At 41.8% G+C, this 23,540-nt stretch carries 24 protein-coding genes and 1 pseudogene; 15 read left to right on the forward strand and 10 right to left on the reverse strand.

The genetic code is table 11. The features are described 5' to 3' along the window. Positions 1 to 15 precede the first annotated feature (15 nt). Together POV27_RS18575 and POV27_RS18580 are read right to left on the reverse strand one after the other, a co-directional pair. The gene (locus POV27_RS18575) at positions 16 to 1,014 is read right to left on the reverse strand and encodes a hypothetical protein (protein WP_272864299.1); all 999 of its coding nucleotides are present in this window, start codon (positions 1,012 to 1,014) and stop codon (positions 16 to 18) included. A gap of 11 nt (positions 1,015 to 1,025) precedes the next feature. After that, on the reverse strand, positions 1,026 to 1,517 hold the full coding sequence (locus POV27_RS18580) for a T9SS type A sorting domain-containing protein (protein ID WP_272864300.1): 492 nt from the start codon (positions 1,515 to 1,517) through the stop codon (positions 1,026 to 1,028). Between the two features lie 385 nt (positions 1,518 to 1,902). On the opposite strand from POV27_RS18580, the gene POV27_RS18585 reads away from it, so the two are divergent. The 14 genes and pseudogenes from POV27_RS18585 (at position 1,903) to POV27_RS18650 (ending at position 13,782) form a co-directional block, all read left to right on the forward strand. Next, positions 1,903 to 2,388, forward strand: a complete 486-nt coding sequence (locus POV27_RS18585; protein WP_272864301.1) for a hypothetical protein — start codon at positions 1,903 to 1,905, stop codon at positions 2,386 to 2,388. A 4-nt stretch (positions 2,389 to 2,392) separates the two neighbouring features. Beyond that, on the forward strand, positions 2,393 to 3,034 hold the full coding sequence (locus POV27_RS18590; protein ID WP_272864302.1) for a hypothetical protein: 642 nt from the start codon (positions 2,393 to 2,395) through the stop codon (positions 3,032 to 3,034). Continuing rightward, positions 3,004 to 3,780, forward strand: coding sequence for a sensor histidine kinase (locus tag POV27_RS18595; RefSeq protein ID WP_272864303.1), 777 nt, complete (start codon positions 3,004 to 3,006; stop codon positions 3,778 to 3,780). The genes POV27_RS18590 and POV27_RS18595 overlap by 31 nt, the downstream gene beginning before the upstream one ends. Then, positions 3,777 to 4,415 carry a response regulator transcription factor gene (locus POV27_RS18600; protein ID WP_272864304.1) on the forward strand — a complete coding sequence of 213 codons (639 nt, stop codon included), beginning with the start codon at positions 3,777 to 3,779 and terminating at the stop codon, positions 4,413 to 4,415. Before POV27_RS18595 ends, POV27_RS18600 begins: the two co-directional genes overlap by 4 nt. A 1,294-nt stretch (positions 4,416 to 5,709) precedes the next feature. Continuing rightward, positions 5,710 to 7,341 (forward strand): transcriptional regulator, encoded by a 1,632-nt coding sequence (locus tag POV27_RS18605; RefSeq protein WP_272864305.1) that lies wholly within the window; start codon positions 5,710 to 5,712, stop codon positions 7,339 to 7,341. Positions 7,342 to 7,498: 157 nt separating this feature from the next. Further along, positions 7,499 to 8,236, forward strand: coding sequence for a hypothetical protein (locus POV27_RS18610; RefSeq protein ID WP_272864306.1), 738 nt, complete (start codon positions 7,499 to 7,501; stop codon positions 8,234 to 8,236). A gap of 37 nt (positions 8,237 to 8,273) precedes the next feature. Beyond that, on the forward strand, positions 8,274 to 8,687 hold the full coding sequence (locus POV27_RS18615) for an MFS transporter (protein ID WP_272864307.1): 414 nt from the start codon (positions 8,274 to 8,276) through the stop codon (positions 8,685 to 8,687). Positions 8,688 to 8,690: 3 nt separating this feature from the next. Next, positions 8,691 to 9,491 (forward strand): SH3 domain-containing protein, encoded by an 801-nt coding sequence (locus POV27_RS18620; protein WP_272864308.1) that lies wholly within the window; start codon positions 8,691 to 8,693, stop codon positions 9,489 to 9,491. Between the two features lies 1 nt (position 9,492). Continuing rightward, complete coding sequence (locus POV27_RS18625; protein WP_272864309.1) at positions 9,493 to 9,948, forward strand: GNAT family N-acetyltransferase; 456 nt, start codon at positions 9,493 to 9,495, stop codon at positions 9,946 to 9,948. Between the two features lie 97 nt (positions 9,949 to 10,045). Further along, positions 10,046 to 10,588, forward strand: a pseudogene (locus POV27_RS18630) (FEKKY domain-containing protein). A gap of 67 nt (positions 10,589 to 10,655) precedes the next feature. Beyond that, on the forward strand, positions 10,656 to 11,411 hold the full coding sequence (locus POV27_RS18635) for a metallophosphoesterase (protein ID WP_272864311.1): 756 nt from the start codon (positions 10,656 to 10,658) through the stop codon (positions 11,409 to 11,411). Positions 11,412 to 11,541: 130 nt separating this feature from the next. Further along, entirely contained in the window at positions 11,542 to 12,231 is a 690-nt protein-coding gene (locus POV27_RS18640; protein ID WP_272864312.1) for a TapB family protein, read from the forward strand. 377 nt (positions 12,232 to 12,608) lie between these two features. Next, positions 12,609 to 13,154, forward strand: a complete 546-nt coding sequence (locus tag POV27_RS18645) for a pyridoxamine 5'-phosphate oxidase family protein (protein WP_272864313.1) — start codon at positions 12,609 to 12,611, stop codon at positions 13,152 to 13,154. Between the two features lie 31 nt (positions 13,155 to 13,185). Further along, positions 13,186 to 13,782: a DUF4738 domain-containing protein gene (locus tag POV27_RS18650; protein WP_272864314.1), complete on the forward strand. Its 597-nt coding sequence runs from the start codon at positions 13,186 to 13,188 to the stop codon at positions 13,780 to 13,782. Positions 13,783 to 13,808: 26 nt separating this feature from the next. Here POV27_RS18650 and POV27_RS18655 read toward each other — a convergent pair whose 3' ends face one another. Further along, complete coding sequence (locus tag POV27_RS18655; protein WP_272864315.1) at positions 13,809 to 15,752, reverse strand: T9SS type A sorting domain-containing protein; 1,944 nt, start codon at positions 15,750 to 15,752, stop codon at positions 13,809 to 13,811. A gap of 273 nt (positions 15,753 to 16,025) precedes the next feature. On the opposite strand from POV27_RS18655, the gene POV27_RS18660 reads away from it, so the two are divergent. Next, entirely contained in the window at positions 16,026 to 16,574 is a 549-nt protein-coding gene (locus POV27_RS18660) for a hypothetical protein (RefSeq protein WP_272864316.1), read from the forward strand. An 87-nt stretch (positions 16,575 to 16,661) separates the two neighbouring features. On the opposite strand, the gene POV27_RS18665 is transcribed toward POV27_RS18660, so the two are convergent. The 7 genes from POV27_RS18665 to POV27_RS18695 all read right to left on the reverse strand — a co-directional run bounded on the left by POV27_RS18665 (position 16,662) and on the right by POV27_RS18695 (position 23,475). Further along, entirely contained in the window at positions 16,662 to 17,306 is a 645-nt protein-coding gene (locus POV27_RS18665; protein WP_272864317.1) for an O-methyltransferase, read from the reverse strand. Between the two features lie 87 nt (positions 17,307 to 17,393). Then, a complete protein-coding gene (locus POV27_RS18670; protein ID WP_272864318.1) occupies positions 17,394 to 18,182 on the reverse strand; it encodes a hypothetical protein in 789 nt (262 codons plus the stop codon). A gap of 49 nt (positions 18,183 to 18,231) precedes the next feature. Continuing rightward, entirely contained in the window at positions 18,232 to 19,320 is a 1,089-nt protein-coding gene (locus tag POV27_RS18675; RefSeq protein ID WP_272864319.1) for an amidohydrolase family protein, read from the reverse strand. Between the two features lie 73 nt (positions 19,321 to 19,393). Then, positions 19,394 to 20,179, reverse strand: a complete 786-nt coding sequence (locus POV27_RS18680) for an SDR family oxidoreductase (RefSeq protein ID WP_272864320.1) — start codon at positions 20,177 to 20,179, stop codon at positions 19,394 to 19,396. Positions 20,180 to 20,190: 11 nt separating this feature from the next. Next, positions 20,191 to 21,642 (reverse strand): aldehyde dehydrogenase, encoded by a 1,452-nt coding sequence (locus tag POV27_RS18685; RefSeq protein ID WP_272864321.1) that lies wholly within the window; start codon positions 21,640 to 21,642, stop codon positions 20,191 to 20,193. Positions 21,643 to 21,649: 7 nt separating this feature from the next. Beyond that, complete coding sequence (locus tag POV27_RS18690; protein WP_272864322.1) at positions 21,650 to 22,072, reverse strand: RidA family protein; 423 nt, start codon at positions 22,070 to 22,072, stop codon at positions 21,650 to 21,652. Between the two features lie 2 nt (positions 22,073 to 22,074). After that, a complete protein-coding gene (locus POV27_RS18695; protein ID WP_336375847.1) occupies positions 22,075 to 23,475 on the reverse strand; it encodes an FAD-dependent oxidoreductase in 1,401 nt (466 codons plus the stop codon). Between the last annotated feature and the right edge of the window lie 65 nt (positions 23,476 to 23,540).

Genomic DNA, 23,540 nt, shown 5'->3' on the forward strand with positions numbered 1-23,540 from the left:
AGGACCCCTTATATATTATTGCGGATACACTACAAAAGAGAAGGCACTATCACGTGCAGTTCCCGAAGCATCCTGGATTCTAACTGTAAAGGTATTGGCACCCGTAGTTTCGTATCCGGCAATTTCTGGAACACCAAATCCGATCGTAAACGGAGTAATGGTTACAATGGTATTCGCTGGATTGGAATCTAGGTCCAAAGTGATTTCATATACTCCCGTTGCAGAGTTGTTTACAGAAGCAATTCCGTATCCTGTAGAAATACCTCCCAAGGAATCGATACTTCCGTATGCAATGGCAGTACTGTTTCCATAGATACGGTTAGCAGCAGGCGAATCAGTCGTCAGGGTACTTTCGTAGTATCCAGAAGTAGTCGTATTACCTGTAGCTAAATCTATAGACATATTGGCGGTTCCACCAGCCATGAACAATACATCATCACCAACATCGGCATATCCAATACCCCATCCTGGGAAACCTGGAGAGTGCTGAGCGATCATTTTATCTGGGTTGGTAGTTCCACCCCCGTAGATCATTACTTGTGCACTCTGCTTACTGTGTAGGGCAGTGGCCACACTTCCGATAGCAGTTTCACCCACAGCTGTACCATTTAAGGTTACATGCAACCAAGGCTCAATGCCCAACCAGTTAACACTGGCCAAAGAGTTTACACTTCCTACCTGTACGGAGAATACTCCATTCGCATCGGTAGTTGGATTTTGGGTTTCATTGAACACGGCTCCTCCACCGGCACCATCTCTAATTTCGAAATCTACGGTTACAGCAGTGTTGATAATTAGTCCACCACCTGCATTTCTAGCGACAGCTTGGTAGTTGATTAATTCGGCAGCAGCAAATTCCCTGCTGTCATTGTTATCGGCTTTTTGTACGGCTACGACTTCACTGGAATTGTCGTGGATTTGGGTAGCCGAGGTATTTACCCCTTCTTGACCGAAGGAGATAGCAGTGACCATCATAAGGGTCATTACAGTAATGTATGTTATTCTAGCTTTCATGATTGTGGTTTTTAGTTTTTAACGATTTTGAATGTTCTGGATTTGTTGGTGGACTCCTGTACTACCTTAAGTACATAGTTTCCTGTGCTCAGCGCACTTAGGGAAAGGGTTTCGGCAGTGTTGCTGGCTTCTAATTCCTGTTGCATTACTTTTTTCCCTTGCATATCAAAAAGCATTGCTTGGAAGGTTTCACCAGCCATCTCTTTAAAGGAGATGTTTAGGTAATTGCTTACCGGATTAGGGTACACTGTGGCGTTGGCCTCAAGTGAGAAGTCCTCGGTACTGAGGGTAATCTCTACGATGGCACCCAACCAAAATCCTTGTCCCAATGATTCTCCATTGTCGATCATCCCGATCACGGGTTCGCCCAATGTGAAACTTAGGGTGTTGGAAGCACCGCTAATAGTAGCACCGGAGTTGGCCATAACCGTTTGGCCTAAGCTTTGCGCCTGAACCGTCCCCAGGGTTGCCACCACTAACAGTAGTGCATAGATTGTTTTCATAGTTTTCATATTTAATGTTACGTGGTTACTGATCAATTAACTGAATATGAGTTTCGAAATCACAGTGACAAAGATGAGGAGTAGAGTCAGCTTCATCAAGAGTTAAATAGCTATTAATGAAGGTGTTATGTACTGTGTTTTTTCAAAGGTTTCCCCCTACCTATTGTAAGGTAAAACCGCAAAATGCATAAGTTGTTTTCTTATCGTATTTAGGGGAAAATCCCCTTACCCCAAGGTCTTTTTCACCTTTTTGTAGATTAGGAGGGGCTTTAAAGTACTATAAATCAATGAAATATAATGAATTTAACAGATATGAACAAAAATTGAGCCGCTGTTTTTCAGTATTTTATATCTAATTTTATAAAAAACTTTAACACCAATAATTATGAAGTCAAAAACCCCTATTACAGCGTTAGTTCTTGTTTTATTTTGTGCCACGCTCTTTTTCGCGTCTTGCGAGGATCCCGTAGACCCTCCTGCACAGGCCATTGATTTTGAACAAGCCCAAGAATTTCAGAACGAATTTATTAGAACCCGGTCGGTCATCTTAGATTCTGCCTTGGGATTCCAGGACACGCGTGATTTTTGGTTCTCTTTAGACACTATTAAGAGATATATAGAATATGTAGAATACGAAGCGCACAAACGTGGATACAAGGATTTGGGAATCCGTATTCATTTTGCGGCCTATCCGGAGCCACAAGGCAATGACCGCTATCCGTATTCTACCGTAGTATTGGTTCCAACCACCCGTAGTGGTGATTCTGGCATCAAGCAAGGCTTTTTCCCAATGGACGAAGAAGATGAGCCCGCAGATAGCATTAATTCATTAAACTTCGGGCACGGAGGAAAGCCGCCAAAAGATTTGTAAAAGCATGGAGCTTATAGACTTAGCTTATATAACTAATGTATTGCAACTAATAGCCGCCATAGTAGCCACTTTTCATTATAAGAAGTATGCGTTTTCCCATGAAAAATACTTTGTATTCTTTCTATGGTTTACTGTACTGGTGGACGCCGTAGGCGCTTTGTTGGCCGATGTGTTCGGTATCGTGAATGCATGGGTTTACAACAGTTTCATTATTATAAGCTTTTTGTTCTATTTCAATTGGTATTACAATATTCTTAAGCGCCCCAATTTCAAGAAAGTAGTTATGCCCTTCACAATTATTTTTGTCATTGTGGCGCTTATTAGTTTGTTTACAGAAAGTTGGAAAGAGTACCATACCTATACCTTTTTTACAGGAGCCGTATTTTTATTGGTACTTACCATTTTCCACTTCTATCAGTTGTTAAATAGCAACGAAGTACTCATTGTTAAGTATAAGCTAAGTTTTTGGATATCGACCGCCTTGTTGTTATTTTATATGGGAATGGTTCCCTTAATTTTTCTCATAGAGTATACAGGGATCGAATATTTAAGTTATTTTATCATATTAATTAGTTTGAATTTAATTCTCTATGGCTGTTACATCATAGGATTTTTATGGACGAAGAAGGAGTACAATCGTTTTTAATTATTTTTTCGATTATCACTTTTTGTTTGGCCTTAACGGTAATCATACTGTTTGCCATCTTTCAGAAACGGAAAAATAAATTATTACGGGAACAGCAGGAGGCTGAAAACAGATTCAAGGAGGAGATCATAGAAACCCAAGTAGAGATTCGAGAGGAAACCCTTAGGAATATTAGTTGGGAGCTACACGATAATATTGGGCAAATGCTCACATTGGCCAAGATACAGTTGCAAAATGTGGACAATCCAACGCCCAGTATTCACGATGCCTCCGAAACCATAGGAAAAAGCTTAACGGAACTCAGGAGTTTATCCAAATTGATAAACCCAGATACGTTTAATAGTCTTTCCCTTGTAGAAGCGCTCAAGTTAGAGATAGAGCGCTTTAATCGAATGCAGTATTTGGAGGCCAGCCTTAAGTTCTCCAAGGAGACATTTGCCTTAGATCATAAGGTGGAGGTGATCTTTTTCAGGATTCTTCAGGAGTTCTTTACCAACACCATAAAGCATTCTAAGGCAAGTAAACTTGAGGTGAATGTAGATTACAAGAAGGATCTTTTGTCTATTACTGCAAAGGATAATGGTATCGGGTTCGACACAACCGAATTGGATGCCAAAAAAGAAAAAGGAATTGGCCTCACCAATATTAAGAGTAGGGCAGCACTAATTAATGCAAATGCAGAGATTGTTTCCCAAGAGGGAAAGGGAACACAACTCAATTTAACCTATAAAAACCAAGAGTTATGAGTTATTCGGTAGTAGTGGTAGATGATCATAATTTGTTATCCCAGGCCATTGGAGGTCTTGTAGAAGGTTTCGAGCAGTTCGAAGTATTGTATACCTGTAAAAACGGACAGGAATTGCTCGACAAATTCAGAAATCCTAAGAACATCCCCGATATCGTACTTATGGATGTTAACATGCCCATCTTGAATGGAATAGAGACCACGGCCCATTTGTATGAACATTTTCCACAGGTAAAAGTATTGGCCCTCTCTATAGAAGAAGACGAGTCTACCATTTTAAAGATGCTTCGCGCAGGTGCCAAAGGCTATCTAATGAAGGATGTGAAGAAATTCGAGTTGCAACAAGCGTTGTTGGAAGTAATGGAAAAAGGCTTTCACCATACCAATACCGTAACCAAAGTGCTTGTGGATTCCCTTTCCGGAAAGGAATCCCCACAAAGTATTCTGAAGGAGCGCGAAATTGAATTCATAAAACTGGCCTGTACCGAAATGACCTACAAGGAAATTGCCGACGTTATGTTTTTAAGTCCGAAGACCATAGAAGGGTATCGCAATGCCATTTTCGAAAAACTCAACCTTCGAAACCGCACGGGTTTGGTTATTTATGCGATTAAGAATAAGATTTTTGTACCCTAGCTGTTCTTTTATTACCTCAATGTTCCATTACCCTTTCCTTGAGTAATTCGGGTTATGGCTTTTGGGAATCTATAAGTATTTACGAAGAAAGATGAGTGTAAGCAGTTTGTAATAGCTGTTTTTCTTCCATAGTTTGATTCCTAGGTATCTATACTGTTTTATCTTCTGGAGGGTAAGTGAAATGTTGAGCACCACGATGAGTAGGAATAGAACAATGAGGAATATACTCAATGAAATAATTTCATTAGAAATTAGCAAAATCATAGTAAGAAGAACCTCCATGGCCAAATAGGTTGTGGGATAGTGCTTTGGATGTGTCAAGGCCGTGCATGGAGCCTAATCAAACCAAAGTAATGAACGTAATAAACAGTTTAACCAGCTATTTATCTATTCTTTGGTACATGCATTTTTCGACCTTGACTACCCATGAAAAAGAGAACTAAGTGATGATGTATATGCAAAAATGGCTTAGTCTCGATCCCATTTACTTATTGCCAAAACACTGAATTCGAAATTATAAAGGACCTGCTTAGTTATGTATTTAGTGGGGTTATTTTAGGTATACAATACGGTTAATTAAGGTATACAGCAGTGTGATATCACAAACTTGAATATGGTGATTTAAGATAATGAGGCCTTTGCCTTTTGGCAATGAAATGGATTGGTTTTTATGTTGCTATCACTTAAAAAAGAACCCCCAGTAGTTACCGGGGGGTCGCCAAATCACTTATGGTATAGACTACCATCAGTTTCCCAATTTCTTTTTATTCTATCGGTGGGGACAATAGAATTGAAACGGGTTAGGGTTTAGGGACTTCAAGCTGGTCCGAGAAGAGGAGGCTAAAAAGAAAAATGAATTCGATAAATTTTAAAAACGTCGGGGATACTTCGTTGTACGGATTTTTCATGGTTTGTTAATTTATAGTGATGTTGATGGTATGCTCGCGACACTCATTTTGTTTTGAGTAGCTGCGGAGTAAGTAATGAGTAATTCATCACTTCCATGCACGGGGATAACACCACTGGTTTTCTGTGACCAAAGTATCCAACATTTACTAAACTTCTAAATTATTGGGTATACAATAGGTGTACAATGAGATTATGAAGGGTGTATGGAGCTTATTTCGTGTGTATTAGGATTTACAATTTTGCGGGTGAAAATTGCAAATCGAGTTATTGAAGAGCGCAAAAAGTTACGATTTTATGTTACTTTGCCGTTTTAACAAACCTATTTTATCATTGTTTCATGTCGAATTCCTGTGGCTACAGGTCTAATTCAGATAAATTGTAATGTATGATACCAGCACTGCCCATCCGTACTAGGTTTGTTTTGTGGACTTTCCTTATTCTTTCGTTGTCCTTTTATGCCCAAAACGGATCCTATCATATCAAGCAGTTGGACTCCTTGATAAATGTGGGGAAAAGAGTTTCTCTTGAAGATCCCGTATTGGCACGGACCTACTATAACAAAGTACTGAGCGAATCAGATCATCCCTACTATCAAGGTTTTGCAAGAAGCTTAATTGGTCTTACCTACAAATCTGAATCTAACTTTAAGGCCGCTTTCGATAATTTTTTGGAAGGCCTGACCGTATTGGAAGGCACCGATCTACATCGCTTAAGGGCAAGTATCAATAATAATATAGGCCTAGTGTACCAAGACTACGGAATGTATGACAAAACTCTTGAGTACTACCTTAGGTCCCATGAAATATACACAACAAATTACTTGGGAGACAGATTTATGGATGGGCGGGTCATCTCCTTACTCAATTTAATTCATGTGAGAGCAGCGCTTGAGAATTATGAAGAGGGACAGAAATTGGCCGAAACTACGTATGACCTAATTGATACATGGGATACCGCTAGCGAAAACAAGAAGATGTATTTCGTCTATTATAACAGCATTGTAGGAAACATGTATTTACAAAAAGGGGACCTCGTAAAAGCAAGGAAATACTACGGTGCAATAGACCTCCAAGGAATAGAAAATAGGATTCACAAATCGTATAAAACACGTTTCCATATTGGTTTGTTAAAGTTGTCGTTGCTCGAGGGTGATGCAGCTTCCTCGGACATCTATGAGAAAAAAATTACTGCTGCATTGCCTCATTTAGGGGATAAAAAAGTGGTTATGGAGGCGTATAAGGCCTTGGCAGATTACTACAAAGAAAATGGTGACCTAGCCAAAGAAGTAGATGCCAAGGATAATGTAATGGCCATTTGGGAAGACTATTTGGATGCGGAGAAAGTCTTCGAATCCTTTGAGATCAATAGGCAGAAGGAAGAAGTTGAGTATAAGAGCCGTATTTCCCTTTTGGAAAAGGAGCAAACCATCAATAAAAAGAATCGATTGATTATTATCTTGGTGTTCGTTTCCATTTTGGCTTGGATTTTCATCTTTCTTTCCAGAATACGGAAAAGACACCGTGAAGAAAAGGAGCAATCCGAACATCAAAAACAAGAGTACAGGGCCCAAATAGAAGAATCGCAAGAAACCCTTAAGCAAAAGGACAAGGAACTGGTCTCTCATGCCCTTAAGGCGTTGGATCGGGAGAAAGGGCTTAGTGATGTACGAAGTGAATTGGACGAGTTAAAAGATGTGAAAGGAGACCAAATACAAAATAAGATAGCCCAGTTACAAAAGAAATTGGACTATAGGGTAAGACACAATTGGGAAGAATTCGAAAAGCGGTTTTTGGCCACCCATGAAAGTTTTTATCAAAAACTGAAAGAAGACTTTCCATCCCTTACCGATAATGATCTTAACATGTGCGCACTGCTCAAGCTCAAGTTTTCTTCCAAGGAAATTGCCAATCTCAAGGGGATATCGGTGAATAGCGTTAAGGTAAGCAGATACCGAATACGCAAAAAGTTGGGTATTAATAATCAGGATCTTCTGGTCGATTTCATAGACCAGTACTAGTAGCGATAAAACCCGATTCATGAATATCGATGGATACCGTATCGAATATCCTAACCATGCGTAGGTCATATCCAATTTCTCCCGTACATTTAGGATTCAATTTTATTCGAAACAAATAAAGAGGGTGAACAACAGGATTTCAAAAATTCCTAATGATGTGCAGGATAGAAAAGCACCTGCATGGAAAAAACTTTGTGAATATATAAATCACTTGGCCGAGTCCGGAAAGGATGAATTCGTACCTAGGGAGGCTTTGGGAGACGAACTGTTTTCACAAATTTATACGTTGCCAGAATCTATTCGGAAACTTAAAAAAGTAAAGAAAATAGGGTTGTATGGAAGTAATTTGAAGCGAATTCCGCCCGAGATTGGCGAAATGGAAGCTTTGGAGTATTTCGATCCCTATACCTCTTATGATTTACATTGGCTGCCTTATGAAATAACGAATTGCAAGAATTTAATCGATAGTAGGATTAGTACCCGTGCCCTTTATGGAAACTACAAAAATCGAATGGGCTTTCCACGGCTAAATCACAATCCAGTTAGATATGGTGGCGAAACATTGCATTGCAGTGTTTGTAAGAAGGCTATATCCTATGAAGAAACAAATCAGCTATGGATCACGTTGTGGGTAGCGACGGATATAGTCCCTTTGTTGGTCAACACTTGTTCCAATGAATGCGAAGAGCTTTTGCCAAAGCCACCAGAAGATTATGTTCCACATCCACATAAAGGAGGGGCAGATTTAAAGCAATCCGAACTGGATGAATGGGGTTATATACAAAAACATTACCAGGAAGTAACAATTACAGATACTGCAGATAAAGAAGATAGCAAGGAAAAAGATGTGAAGTTTCCCTTGCTAAAATTGGTTCGTAAAATTTGGGAGAAATAATACAGGGATTTCACTTTTAATCATAAAACAAACCATAATGGAAGAAAAGATTAAGCCTATCAAAATCATTCATATTGCCTTATGTGTAGGGGCTGCTTTCGCCTATTACTTTTTTGGGGACTTACAAACGCTCGATTTTTTGAAAATACCTAAAGTTGATGCTTCTTCTGTTCCCTTTCTTTTAATGCCCCTAGCGGCCGTCTTATTAGGAAACTTGCTCTATAAGCAACAGCTAAAAAATAGTGATCCCACGATGTCTCTGGAAGAAAAATTTCCCGTCTATCAATCGGCGTCTATTGTTCGCTGGGCACTGTTGGATGGAGCCGCATTTTTCCTGCTCTTTGTGAAGAGGGAATTTATTTTGGTTGGATTATTACTGATTTTTTACATGGCTTTTCTAAAACCTTCGGTAGAATCCATGAAAAGGGACTTTAAAGCTGTGGGAAATTAAAAAATGAAAAAACTAGTTTTTATTCTATGCTGTATTTCCGGTCTAAGCTTTGGACAGGAAGCCAAATACCTTTCGCAAAGTTTTGAATTTAAAAGTGGTGAAACCGCTTATCTATTTGGGGATCAAGTAAAGTTGCGCGAAGCTCCCAACACAGCATCCGAAGTTTTAGCACTTTTGGGTATTGGTGAAGCCATCGAGATTCTTGAAAAGACCGATTCCCATATGACATACGAAGGGATGAAATCACCTTGGTATAAGGTAAAATACAAGGAGAAAGTTGGATTTGTTTTGGGAGGGCTTATTTCAATGGATAAAGCCACCTATAGGGATCAAACCTATTTGGTCGCTTTAAAGGAGGACAAGGGGACATTTTATTTGAAAACCCGAGTAATGGGTAAGGAAGAAGGCTATATAGAGAATGTTTCGGCGCTTTATACGCACGCTTTCTCAATTAAAGCCTATGGTAATAGGGGACTTCAAGACCTCGAGGGTATTTTTCTAGTTAATTATATATCTGAGTCCTGTGGGGTCGATGGGGGAGGAATCTATCTTTTCCATACGGGAAACAGTTTACTAGAGGCCATCCGATTTTCTAGAGTTGCCGATGCCGATTTGTATTGGTTTATTGAGGAATATATCTTTCCTTTCGATGAATCGGGGAAACGAAATAAAATCCTGTACAAAAGGGAGGAAGGAAGTACGCTAGAATATGAAACCGAATGGAAAGAAACCAAAATTATCCAAAGATTGCTTGAATGGAAAGACAATCAGGTTTTGCCTAAGATAGACTTTAAGGAAAATTAATATGAACTTCAGAAAAGCCACCCAAGAAGATGTTCCCTTCATTGTCGCCATGCTTGCCGATGACGAATTGGGAAAAACAAGGGAAAATTATCGAAATCCCTTGCCAGCATCCTATATAGAGGCCTTTCAGGCGATCGATTCCGATAAAAATCAGGAGCTGATGGTGGTTGAAAATGAAGCTTCAGAAATCATTGGTACCCTTCAACTCAGTTTTATTCAGTACCTCACCTATCGTGGTGGGATTCGGGCACAGATCGAAGCCGTGCGCATTCGGAAGGATCAAAGAGGTCTGGGCATTGGGAAAAAGATGTTTCTATGGGCCATAGAACGCGCCAAAGAACGAAACGCCCATGTACTACAACTTACTACCGATAAAAGACGCCCAAAGGCCATTCAGTTTTATAAGGATTTAGGGTTCGAGCCTACACACGAAGGAATGAAAATGCATTTTTCATGAATCCATTAATTGATTCAAACAATAAATAAAGCAAAGTGTAATCATTGGAGTTTTGAAGAATCTAATTAGGCCATTTGTTTCAATACTGTTTCTTTTCGTGGGTGTATTTTTATATGCCCAAGACAGTTTATTGATTAAGGGGCGCGTTATTTCAGCATTCACAAAGGAAGCTCCTTACAAGATAACTTACATCAAGGAAAAAGGAACAACAAATGGTGCGATAGCAGATAGTTTGGGGTATTTTGAATTCAAGCCAATTTCGCTGAAGCAAGATTATATTTTGGAAATTTCCTCTGGTATTATCCCGTCCTTTGATTATACCTATAAGAAAGAGTGGATGTCGAGAAAGTATCCAAAGTCAATAATTATAAAAGAGCATTGTGAATTGGGAAACCCCTATGAAGACATGAAAAAAGGAAATCTAAAGCTTTATTTACAAGGTGGAATTGCACCTGTGGAGAACACTAGGGCAGATAATAGATTCGAAAGGCGTTACCGCATTCAATAAGTCGATTTAGGATACGAGAGAAAATCCTATGAGTGTATTGCCAATTATAATGAACGGGCTACGTCTCTCTTGACCATATTACACGGAGATAAATGGAGAAAGAAAATTAGGAAGGATGTGGTTGGACTGTGAAATAGCTTAGCTTTACATTTATTATATGTCGCGATCGATAACGTCTCACAATTCAAATAACGGTTGAATGAAAATCCAAATCTGCTCAGACGTACACCTAGAATTTGCCAGCAATCGCGAATGGTTGGAGGAACATCCTTTGGTGCCCAAAGCAGATATTCTCATCATAGCTGGAGATACCTATTATTTGAACAAGGATTTCAGTGCTTTAGACTTCATTCAGAAAGTATCCCAGGACTTTAAGCAGGTCTATCTCATCCCAGGAAACCATGAATACTATGGCGGCTACAATGTTGCCACAGCCTTCGATGTTACCTATGAAAAGATATTGGACAATGTTTTTATGGTAAATAATCACACGGTCGAAATTGACAATATCCAATTCATCTTTTCCACCATGTGGTCCAAGATTCAACACCATATTTTAGATGTGATGAGGGGCATGACCGATTTTCATAGGATTAAATTCAATGGAGAACGGTTTTCTGTGAACCATTATAACGAGATTCATGAAGTGTGCTTTCAGTACATTTTCGATGCCGTAAAGAAAGAAGGCAAGAAAGTAGTGGTGACCCATCATTTGCCCAGCTACCAATGCAATGTGGAGGAATTTAAGGACAGCCTATTGAACGATGCCTTTTGTGTAGATAAAACCCCTTTTATTCTAAATCACGATGTCGACTATTGGGTGTACGGTCATAGCCATAGAAACTTGGGCGATTTCAATATCGGGAATACAAAAATGGTTACCAATCAATTGGGATATGTAGGCATGCACGAACACTATGGGTTCGATACAGAAAAGGTGATCGAGATCACATAAAATTTGTCTTCTCTCCAGCGTTACATTCCCTTCTTCAAAACACACTAAGAAATGTAAACCCGTAAAATGACTATCGGGAGTTCACATTTTTTATATTTGTAGTTCATGTAACTACCTAAATTTCAATAAGATGAAAAAATTAATCTCACTTTTAGTATTCCTGTTAATACCCTTTATCTCCTTTTCACAATCCGAATGCGAGCCCTATCTCCCAGTCGATGTGGGAACCCAATGGGAAATGACCAATTACAACGCCAAGGGCAAGCAGCAAGGGAAAATTCAGTACGAACTGCTAAGTAAGGAAACCAACGGAAACGAGATCGTTTTTACGGTACAGACCACTACCTTCGATAAAAAAGGCAAAGAACTATACACCAATAATTTTACCGCTAAGTGCGTAGATGGCGAATTTGAATTCGATATGGCCATGAAAATGGACGGTGCTTCTATGGGGCCTTACCAAAATATGGAAGTTGAAGTGGATGCGAGCCGTTACGACATACCAGATATGGACACTGCAGCGGGAACCGATTTAGCCGATGGCACCCTTCAGGTGACAGCAGGCGGAGGACCCATTGGATTGAATATGATCGTGGAGGTAACCAACCGAAAGGTAGAAGCTAGGGAAACCATTACCACCCCAGCAGGTGATTTCGATTGCCTAGTGCTCACCCAAGAAGTACGAACCAAGTTGTTGGTGAATGTACGCGGAAAGTCCAAGGAATGGTATTCTCCCAATATTGGTGTCGTCCGCACCGAATCGTATAACAAAAAGGGGAAGATGATGGGCTATAGCGAGATCACTAGCATTACGAGATAACCCAATCCACATATCACATACAATAGTTTAAAGGCTTAGCTTATTCGGTTAGGTCTTTTTCTTTTCGAATGCAAACTATTTTTACAATCACTCCTTTTTGAAAATAATATTGTCAAGGTCATTAATAGATAGCTTCTCTTCTCTCAAATGACTCCTCGATATAATCCTACAGCTCACAGGCAATCCTACGGCTCACTTGGAGTCCGATTCATTTACCCATTATATCATTCTCTCATTAAATCATTATCTCATTCAGTCATTATCTCATTCAGTCATTCAAAGAAAATCCCATTATTTCGTTAGCTTTACATACAGCATTGCAGGAGCTATAATTCAACCCTTATAGCGAAAAAAAATAACCGCATAATCGTACTGACATGGGAAAAAGAATGAAAGCCATACCCGAAAGACTGAAAACCTTTATCGAAAACCAGAAGATCTTTTTCGTTGGGACTGCGGCGCCCAGTGGTAGGGTCAATGTTTCGCCCAAGGGAACAGACTCTTTTAGGGTCATTGATGAAAATAAAATCGTTTGGCTCAATCTTACTGGAAGCGGAAACGAAACCGCCGCACATCTACTGCAGAACGATAGGATGACGATTATGTTCTGTGCTTTCGATGGTAATCCCCTTATCTTGCGTTTATATGGAAATGCTAAAATCTACCATCAGAGAGACACCGAATACGATACATATATCAATATGTTTCCAGAAGCACCTAGTGCCCGTCAGATTGTAGAGATGAAGGTAGATTTGGTGCAAACCTCCTGTGGCTTTGGGGTTCCCTTTATGGAATACAAGGACGAACGACACCTGTTTGAACCTTGGGCAGCTGCAAAAGGAGAAGACGGCCTCCAAGAATATTGGGAGAAAAAGAACACTGAAAGCATCGACGGTTTCGAAACAGGTATTCTGGGGAACTAATCGTAAGCAAACCATTCAAAATTTATTTTAAATGAAGCAGGGTTTAGTTGTACTTATAGCTATTTTCATATTCGCCAGTTGCGACTCCAAAAAGACCAAAGAAGCCACTTCTGTAACCGATACAAAGACCACAACAAAAGAGAAAGAAACTACAATTCCGGAAACAATAGACACCATTGTTGTGTATTGGCAAACCAATTTCGATACCATCTCAAAGACGGAAGCAGTGCATATTGGTAATGATAAGCACCAGTTACTACTAAAAAGCTATTCCCTTAACGACAGTGCTGTAGTCAGAATAAATACAGGCAATAGTCCCAGAATTTACAAGGACATTTACCATAATTATGTTACTGAAGTTATCTTAACGAAAGACACCGATACCATTCTCAATACGATGCTCACAAAGGAAACCTTTCAGGACAGTCTTCATATTGAAGAATTTCGGAATTACGCCCTTTGGGGTGGAGCCGAGTATGATTTCATTCGCTCTAACCGGCTCTATTTTAAAGGCAGTTTCAATTATCCCGATACCGATTGGCTCATCGGAAATCGGTTTGCCATCTTTTACCGAACCGAAAAGAAAAATCAGATCGACTCATGGAATTACGAAGACATTGGGCTTTAAATCACAGTTCAGCGAAGTTTCACTTACTATTCAATAAGCAGCTTCTTGGTCACATAGATTCCGTTGTCCAAATACATCCGTACCATATAGAGTCCTTGAGCCAAATGAGGTAGGCGAATCGGGGTATTTTCAATAACCCGGTCCGTGGTGAAAACAGAAACTCCCGAAACTCCAATGATTTCCATTTTTGCAATGGCTTGTTCGCTATCAATTTCAACGAAATTGCGAGTAGGGTTAGGGTAGAGAGCAATGTTTACATCAGCTGCAGTGAATTCTTCTACCTGTAGCACATCTTCATACATAAGCCCTATATCCCTTTGGTCGTAATAGCTTCCATTGCGCATACGGAGGTCCAAAGGAGGCAATCGCTGTCCGTCCCATTCCAATAACTGCCAATACTCCGGATGCAGATTGGGATCGTAATCCCCAGCATGATCCTGAATGCATTGGTAGAACCTTGTGTATCCATCGTTATCGTAATAGAATACATAGTCGCCTACCTCATATGGAATGAAAATGCCTGCTTTTTCGGCAGTACCATACTCCGCCGACCAAAAGGTGAACTTTCGGTAGTCCGTGGCATCATCGAAGCCGGAATTCACAAACGCTAAAGTGGGGGCGGTTCCCGTTACATTTGCCGAATCGGTAATCAAGGCATCCCCACAATATTCTTCATAAAGGGGCCTGTCTCCGGGATAGGTGCAATTTGTAATGGTAATATCGGTATTGTTATTACAAATTCTGAAATACGAGTCCCATTCCGAAGAAGTCACATAAGCATCCCGAGTGGTAGGAGTGGAAACCGGTCCGTACATATTGTCATTGATGACGTAAGGTGTAATGCCATCGCCCTGCCATACATAGGATATATTGCTTCGGGAAAAGCCATAGTAATTGTTTTCCATGGTAACTACTTTGCTTTCTGAAGGATCCACACGACCCGGGCCAGGATACAGATACCGTATTTTGTGAAAATAATTGCCAGTGATCATGGCATTGTTATTCACACTTATGCCACCTTCGCAAAACGAAAATTGATGCAATCCATCTTGATAGTTATCCTGAAAAGGTCTTCTGAAGAAGCAAGATCCAGCAAAAGCCACATTATGCTCAATCACGCTGCCCTCTACCAGATTATCCGTTTGCATGGCTTCTGAACCATTAAAGGCCATGATATTATTCCGAAGGGTAAGTTTGGTGATGTCCTGTCCTTCGGCAGCGGTAGAATAGGAAACATAGAAACCTTCACTTTCGGTCATAGCCGTAAAGCAATCCTGAATATCCACTTCCACTTCCTGTGGCGAACTTGGGTTATCGGTTTTAATATTGAATCCCGCGAAGCCGCCTTCAGAGGCCGCTACATAAGAGATTTTACAAGTTTGAAAGTGCCGGATCCGTACAATATTGCTGAAAGTGCCGTTGAATCGATATCCCGACCATCTCGGATGTCCCCAGAGTCCATATTTTTCATGAAAGTTGGGATCGTTGTAGTTAAGCCCGTCGTTATGGCCTACAAAATTTTCATCTCCTGTCTGATTCGCCGGATCGTATTTACCCGTTACGAACAAATGATCAAAGTTGTAGAGCTCTAAACTTCGATAATGGTTTTGGGCCTCACTATATCCCCATTTTACCTGTCCTCCCAGATTGGTGATAATGGTGGGTTGCTCTGCTGTACTAGCGCAGTCCTGCCCGTTAATATAAATTCGGCGGTATTCTCCTCTCCAGATGAGGATTTTCTTGCCTAGGGGCAAGTTGATGCTTTGATTGGTGCCATTCACATAGATGTCCTGTCCATCATTTATAGTACCGGTAAAGAAGATATAATCTCCCTCATTCACCGAACTCCAATAGTCGGCATCTTCGGTAGTTGCATAACGATTTACTGTGGTGTCAGGCTGTGCAAAGGCTGTGGTATAGACGAAAAAGCATAGACAGCCTACAAGAAATTTAAGTAGCTTTCTTTTCATGGGGATTTGGGTTGGTTATCAAAACAAAATAAGTACTGAGTGAGGGGAAGCACCCATTTTGACTATCGAATGTAAGAAAATTCTTTAAGTCTTTGGTAAAGAATAGGTTAAATTTTGAAAGTAGCTAGGGATCCCAATTCCTTGGGTTAAGTCATTTAATAGACTTTCATGAATCTAGACCAATCAAAGTAGGAACCTACATATATTTGCCTGAAATCTGGGTAACAATTAGGTTGAAAAGGAAACAAATAACCAACACGCTAAAACAACACCATGAGTAAAATTAAACTCCTCTATCTTATTATCCCTTTTTTGTTAATTGGTTGTAAATCCGATGATGATGGCGACTCCAATACCCAGGGTACTTCAGAATTGATCATTGGAAGTTGGGAGCTTGTGGAATATTCACGAGACTACTCGATCAATGGAACCGAAGTTACCGGAACTGAGCAAAACATTACTTCAGACTATGTAATACGGTTTAGGAATTCGCCTCAGGATATTGCAGTGAGTGGTACTTTAACTTATGCCGTAGAGGAGACGATTACACAAAATGGCAGCAGTAATACCACAAACTTCACAGCAAGCATTTTTGGCGATGCTGGGGAAGGCTATCATGTTGGGAATTGGAGGATAGAAAACGGCAATTTGGTAACTCGTGCTTACGAAACAGACCCTGATGAAGAAGGAGCTTTCGATCTCATTACCGAAATCACTGAGCTTACCTCAGACAACCTAACCCTCACCATCGATAATGCACAATACAGTGCACCCGGAAGCACACAAGCGGGCACGACTACCTTGAGGTATGTAAAGCAGTAGCGATAGAAGCATAATATAGGACAGAGGGTAAAATTTAAACAATTCAACGATCCAAGCATTAAATCATTAAATCATTCAACCATTAACTCATTCCCTCACCCTCGTCACCGTCAATCCGTCGCGAATGGGTAATAGGACAGTCTCAAGACCTGGATGTTCGTTGAGTGCTTTGTTATATTTTATGAGCACCTGAGTGTCGATGTCATCTTCGGCAACTTTTTCGACTACCTTACCGCTCCAAAGCACATTGTCGCTTAAAATCACAGCGCCAGAAGACAGCTTGGGAAGCAATAACTCCAGATAGTTGAGGTAGTTTCGCTTGTCGGCATCGATAAAGACCAAATCGAAAGAGACATCCAATGCTGGGATGATTTCCAAGGCATTTCCCAAATGCTGTACGATGCGATCACCATGGTCGGAAAGATCGAAATACTTCCGCTGAAAGTCGTATAGTTCTTCGTTAATATCGATGGTGTGAAGTATACCCTCTTTGGCCATTCCTTCGGCCAAACACAGTGCAGAATACCCTGTGTAGGTGCCAATTTCAAGAATACTTTTGGGACGGATCAACTTGGAGATCATACTAAGCACACGCCCTTGAAAATGTCCGCTCAACATCCGCGGTGCCAATACTTTTTGCCAGGTTTCCCGGGAGAGTTGTTGCAATAATTCAGGTTCTCGTTGCGAGTGTGCTACGGCGTAGTTATCTATGTTTTCAGGAAGGAAATGCATAATAAAAAATAAGCTCCACAATGTTACTAAAAAATTGTGGAGCTTGTATGATTGTAAAACGGGGAATGTTTATTGAAATGGGGAATTTTAATTTTCGGAACCTTCCGATCCCTTGTTCTCGGATCCTTCCGATCCTTTGGCTTCGGCTCCAACAGCTTCAGCAGCTTTGGCTTCTGCTCCAGCAGTGGCTTCTGCCACGGCTTCAGATCCTTTTGCCTCAGCCCCGGCAACGGCTTCTGCAGCAACCGCTTCGGCTCCAGCTTTAGCTTCCGCTCCTGTGGATTCTGATCCCTTGGCTTCTGTAGCGACTGCTTCCGCTCCGGCTTTAACTTCGGCTCCTGTGGATTCTGATCCTTTCGCTTCTGCAGCAACTGCTTCGGCTCCGGCCTTTGCTTCTGATCCCTTGGCTTCTGCAGAGACTGCTTCCGCTCCGGCTTTAACTTCGGCACCTGTGGATTCTGATCCTTTTGCTTCTGCAGCAACTGCTTCGGCTCCAGTTTTTGCTTCTGCAGCAACTGCTTCGGCTCCAGCTTTTGCTTCTGATCCTTTTGCTTCTGTAGCAACTGCTTCGGCTCCGGCTTTAGCCTCGGCACCTGTGGATTCTGATCCTTTCGCTTCCGCAGCGACCTTTTCGGCACCCGAGGAGGGGTCAGCCGCTCCTGCTGCCGCTCCAGCGGCAACCATTTCGGTGGCTTCTTTGGGTTTTCCCATAAAATAGAGGAGGCCACCAACGACCACCAAGCCTATTTTAATGGCCCAAGCGACACCGTCACCCCAGTCATAAATCCAGCTTAAAATTCTTGGAACTAGATTAAAAAAATTCAAAACAATGGCCAGTAGGCCAAAGAAGGCCACGTACATCCCTATTTTTCTCATAAAAATTTAATTTGGTTAATTCGCTTAAAGATAGGGAAATAAATGCGTACTATCCTGCCAGAATACGATTACGCATAGCCGTTTTGGCTTCCTCATCGGCACCAAACAGCCATTGAAGTACATTATCTTCCCAAATCGCATCGCACTCATCTTGGGTAACAATATCACGTTCCCGAGCCAAGTCTAAAATCTTTCCAGGGTAGGAAGATTGAGGCGCACTTTCCATTTCCCCTAAAGGATATGGATCGTCCAAGCCCATTAAAACTTGGTTTGTGCCTTGATTCTCAATTAGGAGTTTTAAAGAACCGGTGTCATGTACTAACGTATCGAAGAAGATATTTTTATGTCCAACCGATTTTCTTGGGTGGGACTTACCTTCAAAAAGGTCGGGGCGACCATCGAATCCCTGTATTCGTCTTCCCAAATTGATCTGGGCCAATTGCCCGCCATGGGCAAAGCAAGTACGCATATTTGGAAATTTGTCCGCATAACCGTTAAGGGTAAGGAAGTGATAGGCATCGGCACATTGGGCCAACATCCAAATGAGGTGAAAACGCCAAGCTGTGTTTTCCAATTTAATGAACTTTTCCCCATCATACGGGTGAATCTCTACGGCGAGGTTGTATTTGCTGGCCAATTCAAAAATGGGTTCATTCTCTTCATCAAAAATACATCGCCACGTACCAATGGTATCCATATAGTGGGTAGGCAGACAGAGTAATCGCATGCCCAGCTCTTCTACACAACGCTCAATTTCCCAAAGGGCTCCCCGCACAAATCCGGGGTGCACTACAAAACCACAGGTAAATTTGGAGGGATGATCATGCTGGATTCGGGCATTGAAATCATTCTGAAACCGCAATGCCTGTTTCATCTCCTCTAAACGCAGTCCGTTTCCATAAAGTTGGGACAGATTAAGTACCACGGCATGGTCGATATCGAATTTACTCATCCACTCCAGCTTTTCGTTCAAAAAGAAACTGGAATCGGTTACAGGGCGGCTCCAATCCTTTTGTAGCATGAACTTTCGATCCTTGTCTACCCAAAAGATGCCTTTGTCCTGCATGAATTGAGGGATTTCTTCCGGATAAGGAAGAAGGTGGGAGTGACCATTTATTCGGAGTTTTCTCTGGGCCATGGGTGTAGTGTTTGTAAGTTACGTTAAGGCATAGGGAAAGGTTTGTCAATTCCCATTCGCCAATCCGATAAAGTTACAAACTTTTCGTGCGACCACCATCAACCGGAAGGTTAATTCCGTTCACGTAGCCAGCAGCAGGGCTTGCCAAGAAGGCAACGGCATTTGCTACCTCTTCAGGTTGCGCAAATCGACGGGCGGGCACCAGTTTTTTCATAAATGCGATGGCTTCGTCTTCTGTTTTGTTCATTTTACGCGCAGCATTTGACACAATATCAGTGAGACGGTCGGTAGCCGTAAATCCTGGAAGAACATTGTTCACGGTAATACCCTTGGGGCCCAATTCTACGGATAGCGTTTTGCTCCAATTGGCCACTGCACCTCGAATGGTATTGCTTACCCCTAATCCTTCAATGGGTTGTTTTACAGAAGTCGATATAATATTAATGATCCTACCATAGCCTTCCAGTTCCATTCCGGGAACCACACTTTGTACCAAAATCTGGTTACATACCAAGTGCATTTTAAAAGCATTTTCGAACTCCGCAACTTCGGCTGCGTAAGCAGCACCTCCTTTAGGGCCGCCGGTGTTATTAATGAGGATATGATAGTTTTTCTGAAGGGTAACATTGAGTAGTTTCTCCTTTAAGGCCGCAGGTTGGGTAAAGTCGGCCACCATATAATCGTGTTCCTGTCCATGCCCAGTAGGAAGTTCGGATAAGACAGCTTTCAATTTTTCTTCATTTCGAGCCACCAAAGTAATTGTGGCACCCATACCAGCCAATTCTAGGGCAGAAGCCTTACCGATTCCGGCACTACTTCCGCAGACAATAGCATTTTTATTTGAAAGATCAAGATTCATCGAAATTGGGATTAAGATTCATTGTAGGTTATACAAACATTTTTGGGTTCTGTAAAGAATCGAAGAGCTTCGAAACCACCTTCTCGTCCTACGCCACTTGCTTTTACACCGCCAAACGGTGTTCTCAAGTCACGATTTAACCAGGAGTTTACCCAGACAATACCGGCTTCCAGTTTTTTGGAAACCCGCATGGTCCGATCCAAGTCCGAACTCCACAAGGTGGCAGACAGACCGTATTTTACGTCATTGGCCATTGCAATTGCCTCTTCTTCGTTAGAGAAAGTAACAATGGTTACCACTGGGCCAAACACTTCTTCTTTTTGTATGGTGCAATCATTGGAATCTACCTCGATCACCGTGGGTTCCACATAATAGCCTTCTTCCAAACCAGGAACGGTTACTTGATTGCCTCCATACAACACATTTCCTCCTTCTTCTTGGGCAATATCGATATAAGACAATACCTTTTCCATGTGTGGTTTGGAAACCAAGGCTCCCAAATTAGTGTCGCTATCCATAGGATTGCCCACCTTTAATTGAGAAACTTTGGCTACAAAGTCTTTTTTGAATTGATCTGCAATGGATTCCTCCACATAAATTCTACTCCCACAAAGGCATATTTGCCCCTGATTGGCAAAAGAGGAACGAACCGTTACGGCCAACATTTTGTCATAATTGCAATCTGCGAAGATGAGATTGGGATTCTTTCCACCCAATTCCAAAGATAACTTCTTGAACATAGGAGCAGCAGTTCTGGCCAAATGCTCTCCGGTTTTGGTGCCCCCAGTAAAGGAAATGGCTTTTATTCCGGGATGTTCTACGATGGCCTGTCCGGCACTCGGCCCGGTTCCATGGACAATATTCAGAACTCCTTTGGGAAGCCCTGCTTTGGTGAGAATTTCTCCCAAAAGATAAGCTGTCATAGGAGTTACTTCACTGGGTTTTGCCACGACACAGTTTCCTGCTGCAATAGCTGGAGCTACTTTCCAAGTGAATAAGTACAATGGTAAATTCCATGGAGAAATACACCCAACCACCCCGATAGGTTGGCGGAGTGTAAAATTCATGGTGCTGCGTCCTACACTTTCGTGGGCTTCACTGGCAAATTGGGTAATTGCGTTCCCGAAAAAACGGAAGTTGGCGCTTGCCCTTGGAATATCGACTGCGGTGGCCAAAGAAAGCGGTTTTCCGTTGTCTTTGGATTCGGCCGCAGCCAAGGTATCTAAATCGGCCTCTATGAGGTCGGCGATATTCAATAGAATCCTACTACGCTCTTCAATGGGTGTTTGTGACCAAGCCGGGAATGCCGCTTTAGCAGCTTCGTAGGCCGCTTGTACATCTTGGGGAGTGCTTTCTGCAATTTGGGAATACACTTCACCGATACTTGGATCGTAGTTGTCTAACCAAGCGTTAGTTTCAGGATTGCAATAGGTGCCGTTAATATAGTTTTGAATCTTTGTCACATCACATTTATTTAGGCTTATAAGCCATGGCCTTTATTTCCACAACCAAATGCGGGTGCGGTAATTGGTGCACCGCTACTGTGGTTCGTGCTGGTCCCGTCTCTTTGTTAAAAAACTCTGCGTAGACCTCATTATAGCCCGCAAAATCGTTCATATTTACCAAGAAACTGGTTACGTCTACCACGTCTTCCATAGTAGCCCCTTCGGTTGCCAAGTAATCCTTTATATTTTCCAGAACAGCTCGGGTTTGCTCACGGATATCCAAGCGCATGGATCCCATTTCATCTACCCGGTGTACGCCGGCAAAAGTATTGTCCGGCCGTCGGGAACTGGTGCCACTTATAAAAATAAAGTCGCCCACACGTTTTACATGGGGATATGCTCCCCTTGGGGTGGCCTTGCCTTCTACTAGTCTGCTTTTATTGCTCATTGTTACGATAGGTTATGTGCTACTTCGTCGTCATGAAGTATGTGTTGGGTCTCTTTTTTTACCAATTCTAGTTTTTCCCGTAAAGAAAGATCGTCGGGTAATTTGCCATCATTCAGAAGATTCAGGATCGCTTTGTCCTGCGCTCTTCCTTGCGTCATAGCTTCGTGATAGGTGATGTCTTCGTTAAAGGTCACCAAGGAATATTTACTATAATAGTCGTTAGGGAATTCATTTTCGAAGGCTACTTCCAATTTTCGCTTTTCCTGAAATAGAGGGCTTGCCGTATGTTCTTTCATCTCGTGGAAATTATCCACCGCCAAATCGGCAATAGCATCAGTGTCTTTTTTGCGGGCCTTTTCGTAGGCTTTAAAAGTGGCATGCCAATCGCCTTCATGTTGCTCCAATACTTCATCGAAGACTACCACATCTTCGAAAGAGGCATTCATTCCTTGTCCATAAAAGGGAACAATCGCATGAGCGGCATCCCCAAGAAGCAATGTCTTACCATAACTATTCCATGGGGAACATTTTATGGTACCCAATGGACCTGTGGGGTTGTCGAAAAACTCCTCCACCAAGTTGGGCATTAACGCCACAGCATCGGGATATTCTTTGTTGAAATATTCCGTCACCTTTTCTGGAGTGGTAAGATTATCGAACCCATAGTCACTGTCTTCATATGGAAGGAATAGCGTTACCGTAAAGCTTCCGTCGAGATTAGGTAGGGCGATGAGCATATCTTCACCTCTTGGCCAGATATGAAGGGCATTTTTATACGTACGATAGCCTCCTTCTTCGGCAGCCGGAATGGTAATTTCTTTATATCCGTGGGTGAGCCAGTCTTGCGAAAAACTGAAAAGGAATTTACGATGATCGAACATACTTTTTCGCACTGCCGAACCCGCACCATCGGTACCCAAAATGATATCGCCAGAATAGGTGAGTTCTTCCATGGTTTCATAATCATAGAAGGTAGCTTCGGCGTTTTCCAAATCTACATTCAGGCATCCTTTGTTGAAGGCAAGGCTTACATTCGGCATTTTTTCGGCCTCATCCAAAAGCAACATATTCAACCCGGGACGGGAAATGGAATTGATGTATTCGTCCTCCCGACCACTATATTTGCTTAGAAAGGTATTTCCTTCTTTGTCGTGAATCATCCGCCCGTTCATAGGGATGCACAATTCCTTGGCTTTATCTTCCACACCTGCCAAACGAAGGCCTTTCAATCCGCGATCGCTTAAGGCAAGGTTAATGGAACGTCCGGCATCCTGTTCAGTTTTTCGAAGATCCGGTCTTTTTTCAACCAATTGCACCTTATAACCACGTTGCGCCATGCGCAATGCCAATAGACTACCGCAAAGTCCGGCACCTATAATGAGTATGTTTCCTTTTTCTTTCAAACTTTCTGTCAGGTCGAGCGCAGTCGAGACCTATTTTTATCTGTCATTATATTCACATACCCCTC

It is taken from the genome of Aureisphaera galaxeae (assembly GCF_028561275.1).
Taxonomy (GTDB): domain Bacteria; phylum Bacteroidota; class Bacteroidia; order Flavobacteriales; family Flavobacteriaceae; genus Aureisphaera; species Aureisphaera galaxeae.